Source organism: Bacillus sp. BHET2, from assembly GCF_005938125.1.
Classification (GTDB): Bacteria; Bacillota; Bacilli; order Bacillales; family Bacillaceae_B; genus Rossellomorea.
The window spans coordinates 518911-533027 of record NZ_VCQN01000002.1 but is presented as its reverse complement, the minus strand read 5'-3'; the positions used below and the strand labels follow the sequence as shown (position 1 = coordinate 533027).

The 14117-nt window shown below is 42.2% G+C and carries 10 protein-coding genes and 1 pseudogene; 9 read left to right on the top strand and 2 right to left on the bottom strand.

What is annotated here, in order from left to right:
- Positions 1-1231: 1231 nt before the first annotated feature.
- The 4 genes and pseudogenes from FGG79_RS22435 to murC form a co-directional block, all read left to right on the top strand.
- A pseudogene (locus tag FGG79_RS22435) lies at positions 1232-2944 on the top strand (DNA translocase FtsK); the annotation flags it as partial.
- Positions 2945-3052: 108 nt separating this feature from the next.
- Positions 3053-4156 (top strand): nicotinate phosphoribosyltransferase, encoded by a 1104-nt coding sequence (locus FGG79_RS12230; RefSeq protein WP_138778676.1) that lies wholly within the window; start codon positions 3053-3055, stop codon positions 4154-4156.
- An 8-nt stretch (positions 4157-4164) separates the two neighbouring features.
- Positions 4165-4833 (top strand): hypothetical protein, encoded by a 669-nt coding sequence (locus FGG79_RS12225; protein ID WP_138778674.1) that lies wholly within the window; start codon positions 4165-4167, stop codon positions 4831-4833.
- Positions 4834-4990: 157 nt separating this feature from the next.
- On the top strand, positions 4991-6310 hold the full coding sequence (gene murC / locus FGG79_RS12220; protein ID WP_138778672.1) for a UDP-N-acetylmuramate--L-alanine ligase: 1320 nt from the start codon (positions 4991-4993) through the stop codon (positions 6308-6310).
- A 353-nt stretch (positions 6311-6663) separates the two neighbouring features.
- Here murC and FGG79_RS12215 read toward each other — a convergent pair whose 3' ends face one another.
- On the bottom strand, positions 6664-7779 hold the full coding sequence (locus tag FGG79_RS12215; RefSeq protein WP_138778670.1) for an aminopeptidase: 1116 nt from the start codon (positions 7777-7779) through the stop codon (positions 6664-6666).
- A gap of 205 nt (positions 7780-7984) precedes the next feature.
- Between FGG79_RS12215 and FGG79_RS12210 the strand changes: the two genes are divergently transcribed.
- The 4 genes from FGG79_RS12210 (at position 7985) to FGG79_RS12195 (ending at position 10150) form a co-directional block, all read left to right on the top strand.
- Entirely contained in the window at positions 7985-8506 is a 522-nt protein-coding gene (locus FGG79_RS12210) for a DUF948 domain-containing protein (protein WP_138778668.1), read from the top strand.
- Between the two features lie 16 nt (positions 8507-8522).
- Complete coding sequence (locus FGG79_RS12205; protein ID WP_138778666.1) at positions 8523-9011, top strand: YtxH domain-containing protein; 489 nt, start codon at positions 8523-8525, stop codon at positions 9009-9011.
- Between the two features lie 123 nt (positions 9012-9134).
- Positions 9135-9446 (top strand): bacillithiol system redox-active protein YtxJ, encoded by a 312-nt coding sequence (ytxJ, locus tag FGG79_RS12200; protein WP_138778663.1) that lies wholly within the window; start codon positions 9135-9137, stop codon positions 9444-9446.
- 158 nt (positions 9447-9604) lie between these two features.
- A complete protein-coding gene (locus FGG79_RS12195; RefSeq protein ID WP_138778662.1) occupies positions 9605-10150 on the top strand; it encodes a YtxH domain-containing protein in 546 nt (181 codons plus the stop codon).
- Between the two features lie 215 nt (positions 10151-10365).
- On the opposite strand, the gene FGG79_RS12190 is transcribed toward FGG79_RS12195, so the two are convergent.
- A complete protein-coding gene (locus FGG79_RS12190) occupies positions 10366-12522 on the bottom strand; it encodes a cell division protein FtsA (protein WP_138778660.1) in 2157 nt (718 codons plus the stop codon).
- A gap of 202 nt (positions 12523-12724) precedes the next feature.
- Here FGG79_RS12190 and FGG79_RS12185 point away from each other — a divergent pair, with 202 nt between their 5' ends.
- Entirely contained in the window at positions 12725-13801 is a 1077-nt protein-coding gene (locus FGG79_RS12185) for a bifunctional 3-deoxy-7-phosphoheptulonate synthase/chorismate mutase (protein WP_138778658.1), read from the top strand.
- Positions 13802-14117: the final 316 nt, after the last annotated feature.

Sequence of the window (14117 nt, the reverse complement as noted above, 5' to 3'; positions counted from 1 at the left end):
TTCTCTTTAACTGATAAAATATAAAGTAAGTATGAAAGAAAGAGTGATGTTTGTGAGCTGGATTAAAAAAATATTTGGTAAATTATCAGATAATGATGAACAATTTGAAGAGTATTATGATGAAAAACAAGATGATGTTCAGTCTACCAACAAGAAAAAGATTGAACGTAAAAATATACCAGGTCCCGCCCATTCCCGTGATGTAGAAGCGAGGATGACGTACCAATATCCCAAAGGGAATTTCCGATTTCCCATTATATCGGACGGGGAAAACAGAGAACGCCCACGGGCAAGCAGAAATCGCAGAACAGAAGAAAAGGAAGAACCGGTCAAGGAGCAAAAGGTGCCAAAACGGAACTACAATTCCAATAATCGAAAAACGAAAGAAGATAACCCTTCTCCTTCTGTCAAACCAAAGAAAACGCCCAAAGTCGAAAAGGGGAACAGCAGACCGTTTACACCAACGGAAATTCCTTCTCCTATATATGGGTTTAAGGGAAGACCTGTTAAAAAAGAAGAAAGCGTTGAATACGAGCTGAAGAAGTTTTTACATAAAGATGAAGAAAACGCTGAACCAAGAGTGGTTCATCAAGAGCCGGCCAAAGAGGAGAAACTCATTCCTTCGAATGAAGAAGTACTCTCAATGGATGTAACCGCTGTTCAACGATCTAACGAGTCTCACATGGAAGAAATCAAAGATGCAGCTTCAAAAATAGAGGACGAGACGGAAGCTTCAATCGAGCCACCAAAAATGCAACAACCTTTGACTCCAGAAGTGGAAACAAAATCAACGGAAGAGACAACCTTCATGGAGGAGAAGGATGAGACTGACATGGATGCTGAAGAAACACTCCGTAGATCAAGTGAACGTATTTCGCTTATTACGGAAATAGCACAAGCAGTAGAAGAGACGGATGATTCCGGTCGAGACTTAGAGTCTCATGAAGCAGAGGGTTCTGTCGAAAGTGATTCCACTCAAGAAGTTGTCCAATCTGTACAGGAGTCTCAAGTTCAGGATACCCAAACTACTCATCAGGAAGAGCCAATTGAAGAATCTTTAATTGAAGAAGCACCACTGCTTGAGGAGAGTCCAGTTGAGGAAGACCCGGAAACGACCATCTCTCAACAAGAAGTCATAGGGGATGAACCGGAAACGACCGTATCTCGACAAGAAGTCAAAGAGGAAGACCCGGAAACGACCGTATCTCAACAACAAGACAAAGAAGAAGAACCACCAAGACGAAAGAGATCTCATCTTCCTTTTAATGTGTTGATGCTAAAGCAAGATAAGCGACAAATGAATGCTTCTAAACCACCTGTTCGTGCTACGAAGGAAAGCGTGGAACAAGAAGTTGATGAGATAAAAACTGAGTCAAGGTCTGCCGTTCTTCCTGTACAGGAAGAAAAACAGGATACAGTGGAAGAAACAGTTTCCCTTCAACCTACTGACGAGAAGAAGGATCATCAAAGTCCGGTTCAAGGGGAAGAAGCGGCGAAGAGCTATGATGAATTAAGCTCATCAACGAAAAGGACGAGGGATTATGTATTTCCTGAAGTAGATTACTTGATGCCGCCAGTATCAAAGGAAATGAGTGAAGAATGGCTCGATTCTCAAAGAATATTACTGGACGAAACGCTTCATAATTTTAATGTAAGGGCCAAAGTGGTGAATGTTACACAGGGGCCATCGGTTACGCGGTTCGAGGTTCAGCCTGAACCGGGTGTGAAGGTTAATAAGATTACGAATCTATCGGATGATATTAAGCTGAGCCTGGCTGCGAAAGACATCCGGATGGAGGCACCGATTCCGGGTAAACACACAATCGGTATCGAGGTGCCGAATAGGGAAAGTCGTCCGGTATGCATTAGTGAAGTTATTGCAAGTCCAGCATTTCAAGAGCCAACTTCACCTTTAACGGCAGCTCTTGGCCTGGATATCTCCGGTCAGCCCATCGTAACGGACTTAAGCAAGATGCCCCATGGACTCATCGCAGGAGCTACCGGTTCAGGGAAAAGTGTGTGTATCAATTCGATTCTGGTCAGCCTGTTGTACAAGGCGTCACCAGATGAACTAAAGATGCTTCTTATTGACCCGAAGATGGTCGAGCTCGCACCCTATAACCGGATCCCGCACCTTGTAAGTCCTGTGATCACCGATGTGAAAGCAGCAACTGCAGCTCTAAAATGGGCAGTGGAAGAAATGGAACGACGTTACGAGCTATTCGCCCACACCGGCGTAAGAGATATTAAACGTTTCAATGAACTGGCTAAGCGGAATAAGCAGTATAGCGACATGCTTCCATACCTGGTAATTGTCATCGATGAGCTTGCAGATTTAATGATGATGTCCCCTGCTGACGTGGAAGAAGCAATATGCCGCATCGCCCAGAAGGCACGGGCTTGCGGAATCCACTTAATCATTGCCACTCAGCGTCCTTCAGTGGATGTCATTACAGGGCTGATTAAGGCGAATGTACCGACAAGGGTCGCATTTTCTGTTTCCTCAAGTGTCGATTCAAGAACGATCATCGATGGAAGCGGAGCTGAGCGTCTGCTTGGTAAAGGAGACATGCTCTTCTTGGAAAATGGATCTTCTAAGCCGGTTCGCCTGCAAGGTACATTCGTATCCGATGATGAAATCGATGACATCATCAATCATGTAAGAGAACAACGAGAACCGGATTATCTCTTCCAACAGGATGAATTGATTAAGAAAGCACAGGTGACCGAGGAAGAAGATGAGTTGTTTTTAGAAGCTTGTGAGTTTGTCGTCGATCAGGGCGGGGCATCTGCATCGAGCTTACAACGCAGATTCAGAATCGGTTATAACCGGGCTGCAAGATTGATGGAAATGATGGAGAGTAATGGAATCATATCCGAGTCCAGAGGCAGTAAACCCAGAGATGTCCTGATATCAGAAAGTGAATTGGAGACATTGGCATAGACTAGTACAAACATTTAATACATGGTATTCTGTTTATATCTGTCCTGAGTGACGAATAAACAGAATACCTATTATTTTGTGAAGAAAGAGCCATAAGGAGCTTTAGTGATGAAAGAAATAGAATTGAAACTTCAAGGGAAACTCAACAGGTTGACCAATCATACATTTAAGTTTGATGAAAGAATTAAGGATGGCTGGTTTTCAGCTGTTTATTTTTTGAAAACGAAGGAAATAGCAAAGAAGAAGAAACCCGATGCGGTGGTCACCATGCAATTCTTTCAAAAGAACCATGCCGTTATCTGCGGAACAGATGAAGTCATTGCACTTCTACATACTTTCGCTGATGACCCGCAAAATCTTGAGATTCATTCCTTAAAAGATGGAGACCAGATTGCCCCATTTGAAACCGTTCTGACAATCAAGGGACGTTACCAGGACTTTGGTTATCTAGAAGGCATCATAGACGGTATACTGGCAAGAAGAACGTCGGTCGCGACAAGCGTCTATAATGTCATGAAAGCGGCATCCATTTCGGGTAAGCAGAAACCAGTCATATTTATGGGCGATCGGGATGATCACTTTACCCAGCAGTCCGGTGATGGCTATGCTGCTTTCATTGGTGGATCCACTGCCCAAGCCACACATGCCATGAATGAATGGTGGGGGAAGAAAGGGATGGGAACCATGCCTCATGCCCTCATCCAATTATTTAACGGAGATATTGTCGAAGCGACGAAAGCGTACCAGGAAACCTTTCCTGAAGACGAGCTCATCGCTCTTGTCGACTACAATAATGACGTCATTACAGACTCATTAAAGGTAGCCAGGGAGTTTGGTCCCGAATTAAAAGGGGTAAGGGTAGATACATCAAGAATGATGATCGATAAATATTTCCTTCGTAATCAACAAGTTCTAGGTACCTTTGATCCACGAGGTGTCAATATGCAGCTTATCAAAGCATTAAGACAAGCCCTTGATGAAGAAGGGTACCAACACGTCAAGATTGTGGTGTCCGGTGGTTTCAATGAAGACCGGATACGCCAGTTTGAGGAGAATCTTGTTCCAGTCGATATGTATGGAGTAGGAAGCAGTCTTCTTAAAATCCATGTCGGGTTTACAGGTGATAATGTCGTAATCGACGGTTCCCCAGAAGCGAAGGCGGGAAGAAAACTTCGTCCCAACCCCCGACTGGAAAAAGTAGAATTCGAATAGGTGAGACGATGCAACAATCAGACAGTCTTTTAGACCTGGATCAATTCAGGCAAAAAAAGCAAAGAATCGCAGAGGTTCATATACAGGACCTCTACCAAAAAGCGTTTGAGTACGCTTTGAAAGAAACCAATATTAGAGAAAAAGTAAGGGCCAAGATGATGTTCTCTAAACGCTTTCTCCTCAATGAAGAGTTTCAAGTGGATACAGAGGTCGATAAATTGTTTCAAGAATGGTTTCTTTTTGATTATAAAACGATCAAAGGACAAACATTGTTTTTTCAATTTCTTCAGACCCGCTCCTTGCATGAATCGACCAAACTGCTTGGGGCCATCATGCTGACGGCAGCTTGGGAACCAGTCATTGTGAGAACACGGAAAGTAACACATGGAGAGTTGATCCTTACCTGTAAGAATGCCATTCAAGGTGATGAGATTTCTGTTAAAACAAGCCTCGATTGTATAGAAATGGAAATGAAGACAGAACAGATCTTTTTTGTTAGAAAAGTCCCATTAGTGACTCATCAGTGGATCTTAGGTCCTGTTTTCCCCGTCAAATCAAAGGATGTTTTATCAAACGTAAAAAATCAATATGGTCAAATGAATCAAAAAACTGGAGTATTATGGAGAACCTTTTTAAAAGAAGAGGCACCACACTTCATTCTCCACAGTCTTTCGTAGCTTGTGCATGGTCAGGGATTTTAAAAAATGATATAATGTTTCAAGTTGAAGAAAGTTCGCTTTTTTCTATTCTCAGATATCAAAAGCTAAGACCGATAGCAAAATAATATACATTTCATATAATGCTTTTAGATAGACGATTGTTGGAGGTTCTATTATGACTATATATCATTTCGTAGGAATTAAGGGGTCGGGCATGAGTGCATTAGCCCAAATACTCCACGATATGGGCTACAAGGTCCAAGGATCTGACGTAGACAAATATTTCTTTACGCAGAAAGCACTGGACGAATCAGATATAACAATACTGCCTTTCCAGAAAGAAAACATTGAAGGGGATATGCATGTAATCGCGGGTAATGCATTTCCTGATACACATGAAGAAATCCAAGCCGCAGTTGAATTGGGATTACCCGTTACCAGATACCATACATTTCTTGGTGACTTCATGCAGGAATTCACTAGTGTAGGCGTAACCGGAGCACATGGTAAAACGTCCACAACCGGTTTATTGGCACATGTCATCAGTGGCGCAAAGCCAACTTCTTTCTTGATCGGGGATGGAACCGGTAAAGGTGAAAGAGATGCACAGTACTTTGTTTTCGAAGCGTGTGAATATCGCCGTCACTTCCTGTCTTATTTCCCAGACTATGCCATCATGACGAACATTGATTTCGATCATCCAGATTACTTTGCCAATGTGGATGACGTCTTTTCTGCGTTCCAGGAAATGGCCATGCAGGTGAAAAAGGGAATCATTGCGTGCGGGGATGATGAGCAGTTACAAAAGATCCAGGCTCAAGTACCGGTAGTATTTTATGGCTTCGCTGAGGAGAATGATTTCCAGGCGAGAAACGTATCACGGGACAGAACTGGTACATCATTCGATGTGTTTGTCCGTAATGAATTTTATGCTGCATTCAAAATTCCAACGTTTGGTGATCACAACATCATGAATGCCTTGTCAGTCATTGCCATTTGTCACTATGAAGAGCTCGATACCGCCATCGTTCAAGAACGATTAAGCACGTTTAAAGGTGTCAAGCGCCGTTTCTCTGAAAAAGAAGTGGGTACTCAAATTCTTATCGATGACTACGCTCATCATCCGACTGAAATCAGGGCAACCGTCGACTCGGCAAGACAGAAATATCCTGAAAAAGAGATCATCGCTGTCTTCCAGCCACACACATTTACACGAACGCAAACCTTCCTATCGGAGTTTGCAGAAACCTTAAGTCTCTCAGACAAAGTGTACCTATGTGAAATCTTCGGTTCCGCAAGAGAAAACCATGGCAAACTTTCGATCCACGATCTTCAAAGTAAGATAGAAGGATGCGAAATTATAGATGAACAAGATACATCAACCTTACTCAAACATGAAAACGCCGTGCTGATTTTCATGGGAGCAGGGGATGTCCAAAAGTTCCAACAAGCGTATGAACATACTTTGGAGCTACAAGTGAAAGAAGAGAATTAATGTGAGAAACCGGTTCCGATGGGAGCCGGTTTTTTTCATGTTTTGAGATTGGTAGCAGGTCGGGCATTCGGATATTCTATGTGGTAGTTTGCCTGTTGAAAAAAGGGGTGAATTCAGCAGGTGAAATAGAGGGATGATTTAACAGGAGAATAAGAGTTGGAATTTAACAGGTAAAATAAGCAAATAATTCAACAGGAGAATAAACGTATAATTTCAACAGTCAAAAATACAGGTAAATAATCGTCAAATTTCAGCGGCCATAACAGAGAAAGTTCAACAAGCACCCACCATACATTCTCCACTCATACACATAAAAACCACCGCCATAACTCATGACAGTGGCTCCAACACATTTATTTCAGATTCTCAGGATTCAGCACGTCAAGCTCTTCAACCACAAATCTTCCGTCTTTTCGAATCAGTACATCATCGAAATAGATTTCTCCGCCGCCATACTCTGGGCGCTGGATCATCACCATGTCCCAGTGAATGTTCGAGTGGTTTCCGTTATACGCCTCTTCATAGCATTCACCCGGTGTAAAGTGGAAGCTGCCGTCGATCTTCTCGTCAAAGAGGATGTCCTGCATCGGATGCTGAATGTATGGGTTCACGCCAATTGCGAATTCCCCTACGTATCTTGCTCCTTCATCCGTATCGAAGATCTTATTGATTCGATCGGTATCATTGGCCGTTGCTTCAACGATTTTTCCTTCTTTGAACGTCAATTTCACGTTTTCAAATGTAAATCCATTATATGGAGACGGTGTATTGTAAGAAATGATTCCATTTACCGAATCCTTCACAGGTGCACTATACACTTCGCCATCAGGAATGTTTAAGCGTCCAGCACATTTCACTGCAGGGATGTCCTTGATGGAGAAGGAAAGGTCCGTCCCTTCACCGACCAAGCGGACTTTATCTGTGTTGTTCATGAGGTCAACCAGGTTGTCCATTGCTTTGTCCATTTTACTGTAGTCCAGGTTGCAAACATTGAAGTAGAAGTCTTCGAATCCTTCTGTACTCATATTGGCAAGCTGTGCCATCGATGAAGTAGGATAGCGTAGCACGACCCACTTTTTCTTAGGAACGCGTATTTCTCTATGTACTTTTTTACCAATCGTATTTCCGTGGATCTTCATCTTGTCATCTGGTACATCCGATTGCTCACTAATATTATCACCTGAGCGTAAACCGATATATGCATCCATCTGCTCCATGACATTCGCCTCGAAGCCTGCGATCATATTGTATTGTTCATCCTGCGCCCCCATCAATAATGCACGGTCGACGGCGTGATCTTTAATGGACACGAAAGGATATCCGCCAGCTGCATAGGCTTCTTTAACGAGTGCTGTCACTAGTTCCCGCTGCAGCCCGAAGTTTTCGATTAGAACTTTTTCCCCCGGCTGTAATTGCACAGAATACTGAATTAAATTCTTCGCCAATTTTTCAATACGTGGATCTTTCATTTGAATTTCCCCCTTTTAGTTGTTCTATTTTATTGTACCCTAAAACATAAATGGATGAGAGATAGAAAATGAGAAATGATAAAACATGAAAAATATTTATTTTTCATGCAGGAGAATAGTTTAGAAAGGAAGAAATACTAGTATAATGTTTATTTGTTAATCATAAGGGTAAAGAATTTCTATACATGACATGGAGGTGTAGCATATGGAAATCATTCTTTATCTAAGCGTAGCTGTCATAGCAGTTGCATTTTTTATTTTAGTCTTAAGTGTGATGAAGACCTTGAAATCTCTTGGCTCTACGTTAGACAGTGTTTCAACTACATTAACCGGCCTTGAGAGTCAACTGCAAGGAGTAACAAAAGAGTCTACAGAATTACTACATAAAACAAATCTATTAGCTGAGGATATCCAGAAGAAGTCTGAGGATCTGAACACTGTTGTTTATGCAGTAAGAGATGTGGGTAGTTCCATTCAAAACCTTAATAACTCAGTGAAAAAGGTAAGTACATCCATTTCAACTGAACTGGAACGCAACCAAGGGAAGATCTCCCAGGTGGTTCAGTGGGGAAATGCCTTTATTGAGTTAAAGGACAAATGGAAACAAAAACAGGAAAAACAGCCAACTCAACCTGATGTTGCTGATGTAGCTGTTCAAAACCATACACCTAAAGAAGTTCGATCTCGAGAAAAATTAGTTAAAAGAGCAAGATCTTATAACAATTAGAGAGGGGAATTTTAACATGACTCAACAGTACAATCAGAACCAAAACCAGAACCAGAACCAGGCAAACGACAGCAACAACATTAACTCAAAGGATTTCATGATCGGAACATTGATCGGAGGAATCGTAGGAGCAGCATCAGCACTTCTACTCGCTCCTAAATCAGGTAAGGACCTTCGTCATGATATTAACGAACAGGCTGTCGTTATTAAGGAAAAGACAGGTCAGTGGAAAGACTCAGCTGTAGAAAAGAGCAATGAATTGGCAGCTGTGGCGAAAGAAAAATCTTCTGCCCTTACAAAATCTGTCCAAGAGCAATCCAACAATGTGGTTGGCAAGCTGAAAACATACCGTTCTAACACTAACGAGCTTGAAGATACGAATGATGAGCTGCAAGCTGTTTCTGTAGGGGACACAACTTCCATCGAAGAAACAGAAGATGTGAATCAAAAGCTCGAAGATACAAAAAAGGCATTTGATGAAACTGAAAAAACATACAAACAATAATAATTGATTCCGAAGGCGGTGAAGTGATATGATGACTTCACCGTTTTTTTAGTGGACCCAGTTACGAGACATTGTCTCTCATACGCTTATAAAGAACATCGAATGAAAGGGTGTAAGAAATACATGCAAAAGATCGATACCGTTCAAGAATTTGAACAGCTTTCCGAAACGAATTCTCGCTTCTTCTTCATGAAGCACAGTCTCACATGTCCTGTAAGTTCTAACGCATTTAATGAGTATCAGTCATTCTTAAACAAGAGTGAGGAGGATGGCTATTATTTAGCGGTTCAAGAATCAAGGGAGCTATCCAAACATATTGGCGAGAAATACGGCATCAAACATGAATCGCCACAAGCCTTCTTATTTATTGAAGGTAAACCAGGCTGGAATGCTTCACATTGGAACATAACGGAGAATGCATTAAATAAATTGTAGGATAATCGAACTCTGTTCCAGCAGAGTTCTTTTTTTATGGCTTCAAAAAAATTCTATAAAAATTGGTAATTTCCTCCCATGCGTTTATTTTCTCTCTAACAGGGAACCTATTCTATAAGAATAAAAATTCATTAAATGGATAGTAGGAGGAACGATTTATGACACAGCCTGTACCTTATAAAACTCAAACTAGAAATACCACTAACGAAGGGAAGAACGGAAAGTTACTTAAAGGCATGGTGGTGGGAGCAGTCGTAGGCGGTGCCCTCGCAATGCTCGATAAAACAACGAGAACAAATGTAACATCGAGAACATCGGACATGAAGGATTCTACGATGGGAATGGTTGCAAAAGTGAAAGAGAACCCATCTGGTGTTGTGAACGACTGGCAGGATCGCCTTAAAACGGCATCTACCGTATTAAAGGATGCCATAAACGATGCACAGAGTCTTTATGAAAAAGTAAATGATGATGTAGTGGGCCAAGTGAATCAAGTGAAGGAAGACTCTTCTGATATGATTGCATCCACGAAAGAAGCAGCAGAAGAATTGAAGGATATTGGTGGGAAAGTGCGCGAAGCCGGAGAAGAAGTGACGAATGGCTCAACCCAGTCACAGCCTTCAACAAGCTCTACTTCATCAGACGAGCAAAACATTCACCCTACGGACCGTTCGAGCACTATACCAGGTCAAGTGGGATCATAATGTAACCAACTAGGGCAATCGCCAAACAGCTGGTTGCGAATCATGATTAATATGAAAAAGATGCCTGTGACTCATTCGGAATCACAGGCATCTTTTATTGTTTCATGTAATAAAATGGAAATTTTCATTCACATCGAATAACTAGAAGAAGCTATCTACCTTTCTAAAGAATCGTTAGCTTCATACTTCTTCACCTTTACCTACTCATCTATCAATTAGTGAGAAGACTGAGGCCAGACGATTTCCAGAGTATCTCCCTGTTGGACTTCTTCATAAAAGGTCGTTTCAACGCCATTTTTCAAAAGAACGAAATGACCATTCGAATGGGAAGGCATGCTGATTTCCACGGCGTTAAATAAGTCTTGAAAAATAAACCCGCTCATCGGCTGTTCTTCCATTTCAATAGAATCACCTGGAAATACGGGATCATCCATTTCGAGTCTTATCCCATTTCGAAGGATCCGAGTGCTGTCTTTTTTCAGCTCGATCTCCTTGCCGTTAAACGTGATATGAATGCTGGATCCAGGAACGAGCTGTTTCTTGATGAGTATCTCATTTATGGTTGGAGTATGAGCCGATTTGAATGAAACAGCATCACCCTGTTGAATCTTAGAAGAAAGTTTCGCCTCTACTCCGTTTAGGAATAGCTTTCCACTAAAGCTTGGAAAGAAGGTATCCTTGCCATTGATGGAGATACGGTATGGCTTCGTATTCTCAATCCAGTTATCGTATCCTAGATAGGTTAACCCGTCCAGGAGTGTATCGACGAATTCGATCCGAATGGAATCACGATCTTGAATGATCTCATCCAACGATACTCGCATATTGTTTCGGTAGACGTGTGGAGTTAGTGTATAGGTTTTTCCGTCTACCACAATCTCCTTAGAAGAGGAGCTGTCTACTAAGTCCCCGATTATTACTTGTGGTGGACCGCCGTCATTTCCTTTCAGTACCGATATGTGATCGTTATTCTTAATCACTTCGTCCAGTGCGGCCTGATATCCATTCTTTTCTATGATTGGTGGCTGACCATGGCCTCCGGGTAAGGAAATGTCCTGGCCATTGACAGAAACAAACAATCCGACCCCTGGTATGCCATGCCATTTACTTACCTTTAATCCTGCAGCCAGGATGCAATCCCCAACGGTTAAATCCTTAACTTCGAATAATCGGACCGGCTGCCCGTTAACATAGGACGTGATGTATTGGACAGGTGTCTGTTTCGCTGCGATTGCAATGCCGATCGGTGTAACAAGCTCTGGTCCCTTGGTTATCTCATCGGATATGGTGATATTCTGAATCGCCTCTACGCCTCTTACAGCCACCCGATTAGGAGGAAGGTGTAAGGATGAGGCCAATTGTCCAGGCAGTTCAGGGGTCAAACTACCACCCCCTACGAGCATGACAGCTTGGGGAGGCTTTCCGTTGTTTAAGCGAAGAATCTCTTTTGAAATTTCGCCGGATAGCCGAGAGACAGCTGGCATGACTTTCTCAATCACTTCATGTGAAGGGATAATCGTTTCAAATCCAAGGATATCGGTAACCGTAATATCTCCTTCTGTCTGAAGTTCCCTCTTGGCTTGTTCTGCTAATGGAAAGTCTAGTAATAATTCGTTGCTGATGGCTTCTGTTATCTCGTCCCCTGCTGTTGGGACCATCCCGTAGGCAATGACAGTCCCCTTATTGGTGATGGCAATGTCTGAGGTCCCTGCCCCGATGTCGACGAGAGCTACATTGAGGCGTCTCATGGACTCAGGAATCAACACGTTGATGGCAGCGATAGGTTCCAGAGTAAGGGCCTCCATTTCAAGGTCAGCACGAGTCAGAGCCGCAATCAAAGATTCCACCACGACCCTTGGAAGAAAGGTGGCGATGATCTCGACACTTGCTTCGTCCCCCTGCTGATCGATCAGACTCCCAATCTCTTCCCCATCCAAGCGATAATAGAGAACAGAATAGCCGACGCAGTAATAATGATAACTCTTCGTGTCATTCTCCTGTTCTGCGGCAAGCGCTTGAGCCTGCTGTACAGCACTTAACTCTAAATGGAGGATATCGTTTTTCTGAAGAAGGGGTTTCCCTTTGATATTTACCGTAGAAAGGGACGTTTCGGTCTTAAGGGCTCTCCCTGCAGCGGCGACACATACCTTGTGAAGGGGACCATGTCTTCTTTCCAATTGTCCTTTAATGGAGGATATCACCTGGGATACAGCAGGTACATCATGGATTTGGCCATCTAACATGGCTCTCTTCTTATGCTCTTCTATTAAAATGTCTGAAACTTGAAATGTTCCGTCTATTTCTTCTAAAATAATTCCAACGACCGACCGAGTTCCGATGTCTAATGCAAAGATTTTATGATTATTTTTCAATTACTGTACACCCACTTTAGCCTATTCTCATACTATACAAAATACTTTAGCGCTTAAAAGCGTTTAACTAATAAAGAAGTTTTTCGTGACATTTTAGATATGTTCTATTATAATGAGTTTCAATATCAAAAATGTATCATACTTTCTTAAAACTATAACAGTTTTTACGTATGAACAGGAAAAAAAGAAAGGGTGCTGTATCGTGAGTAATCAAGAGCTCGATCAATTACGAAAACAAGTAGACGAAATGAACTTAAAACTATTAGACACCATTAATGAACGTGCTAAACTAGTTCAAGAAATCGGGCGTGTCAAGGAAACTCAAGGGGTATACCGCTATGATCCTGTTCGCGAAAGAGGAATGCTCGATCTAATTAAAGAAAATAACAATGGTCCATTTGAACACTCAACCATTGAACATATTTTTAAAGAGATCTTTAAAGCAGGCTTGGAGTTACAAAAAGACGATCACCGTAAAGCATTACTCGTTTCCCGTAAAAAGAAGCCGGATGATACGATTGTAAATATTAACGGAGATTCAATCGGAGACGGTAAACCTCATTTCATCTTCGGCCCATGTGCCGTTGAATCATATGAGCAAGTAGCGGAAGTGGCGAAAGCTGTTAAAGCGAAAGGACTTAAGTTACTTCGTGGCGGAGCATTCAAACCAAGAACGTCACCTTATGACTTCCAAGGCTTAGGAATTGAAGGATTAAAGATTCTTAAAAAAGTGGCGGATGAATATGATTTAGCCGTCGTGAGTGAAATCGTGAATCCTGCCGACATCGAACATGCAGTGGAATACATTGATGTCATCCAAATCGGTGCAAGAAATATGCAAAACTTTGAACTATTAAAAGCAGCAGGAGCAGTGAAGAAACCCGTTTTACTTAAACGTGGCTTAGCTGCAACGATTGATGAGTTCATCAATGCTGCCGAATACATCATTTCGCAAGGGAATGGAGACATCATCCTTTGTGAACGAGGAATTCGTACGTACGAAAAAGCGACAAGAAACACATTGGACATTTCAGCTGTCCCTATCCTTAAGCAAGAGACGCATCTACCGGTATTCGTGGATGTTACACACTCTACAGGACGTAGAGATCTACTGCTTCCAGCTGCAAAAGCAGCATTAGCCATCGGGGCAGATGGAGTAATGGCCGAGGTTCATCCTGATCCAGCCGTTGCCTTATCCGATTCCGCTCAGCAAATGGATTTAGATCAATTTGATCATTTCTACAAGGAAGTATTAAAAGGCAGAACGATTGAAGTGTAATGGTATGATATAAGAGAAGGGCTGAATCCTTATAATGAGGATTCAGCTTTTTTTGGGTCAAATGAAGGAGTATTTCTAAGAAAAGATGCAACCGCCCGGGTAGGAGAACTGAGTGCAACTATCGGGGATAATTGCGGGAAAACCATTATAACGGCGAAATTCTGGATTTAACGGCGAAAATTCAATTATAACGGCGATATCCTGATTTTATCGGCGGAATTTCAAAAATAACGGCGAAACGTCTCCTCCGCCAGTCCTCTTTCCATAAATGTTCCACACCCATCCCGTATTCTTTCCCATCAACCACGTCATTGTG

Coding starts and splice junctions, on each gene's coding strand:
- FGG79_RS12230 (WP_138778676.1), top strand. CDS start 3,053: ATGAAAGAAATAGAATTGAAACTTCAAGGGAAACTCAACAGGTTGACC.
- FGG79_RS12225 (WP_138778674.1), top strand. CDS start 4,165: ATGCAACAATCAGACAGTCTTTTAGACCTGGATCAATTCAGGCAAAAA.
- murC (WP_138778672.1), top strand. CDS start 4,991: ATGACTATATATCATTTCGTAGGAATTAAGGGGTCGGGCATGAGTGCA.
- FGG79_RS12215 (WP_138778670.1), bottom strand. CDS start 7,779: ATGAAAGATCCACGTATTGAAAAATTGGCGAAGAATTTAATTCAGTAT.
- FGG79_RS12210 (WP_138778668.1), top strand. CDS start 7,985: ATGGAAATCATTCTTTATCTAAGCGTAGCTGTCATAGCAGTTGCATTT.
- FGG79_RS12205 (WP_138778666.1), top strand. CDS start 8,523: ATGACTCAACAGTACAATCAGAACCAAAACCAGAACCAGAACCAGGCA.
- ytxJ (WP_138778663.1), top strand. CDS start 9,135: ATGCAAAAGATCGATACCGTTCAAGAATTTGAACAGCTTTCCGAAACG.
- FGG79_RS12195 (WP_138778662.1), top strand. CDS start 9,605: ATGACACAGCCTGTACCTTATAAAACTCAAACTAGAAATACCACTAAC.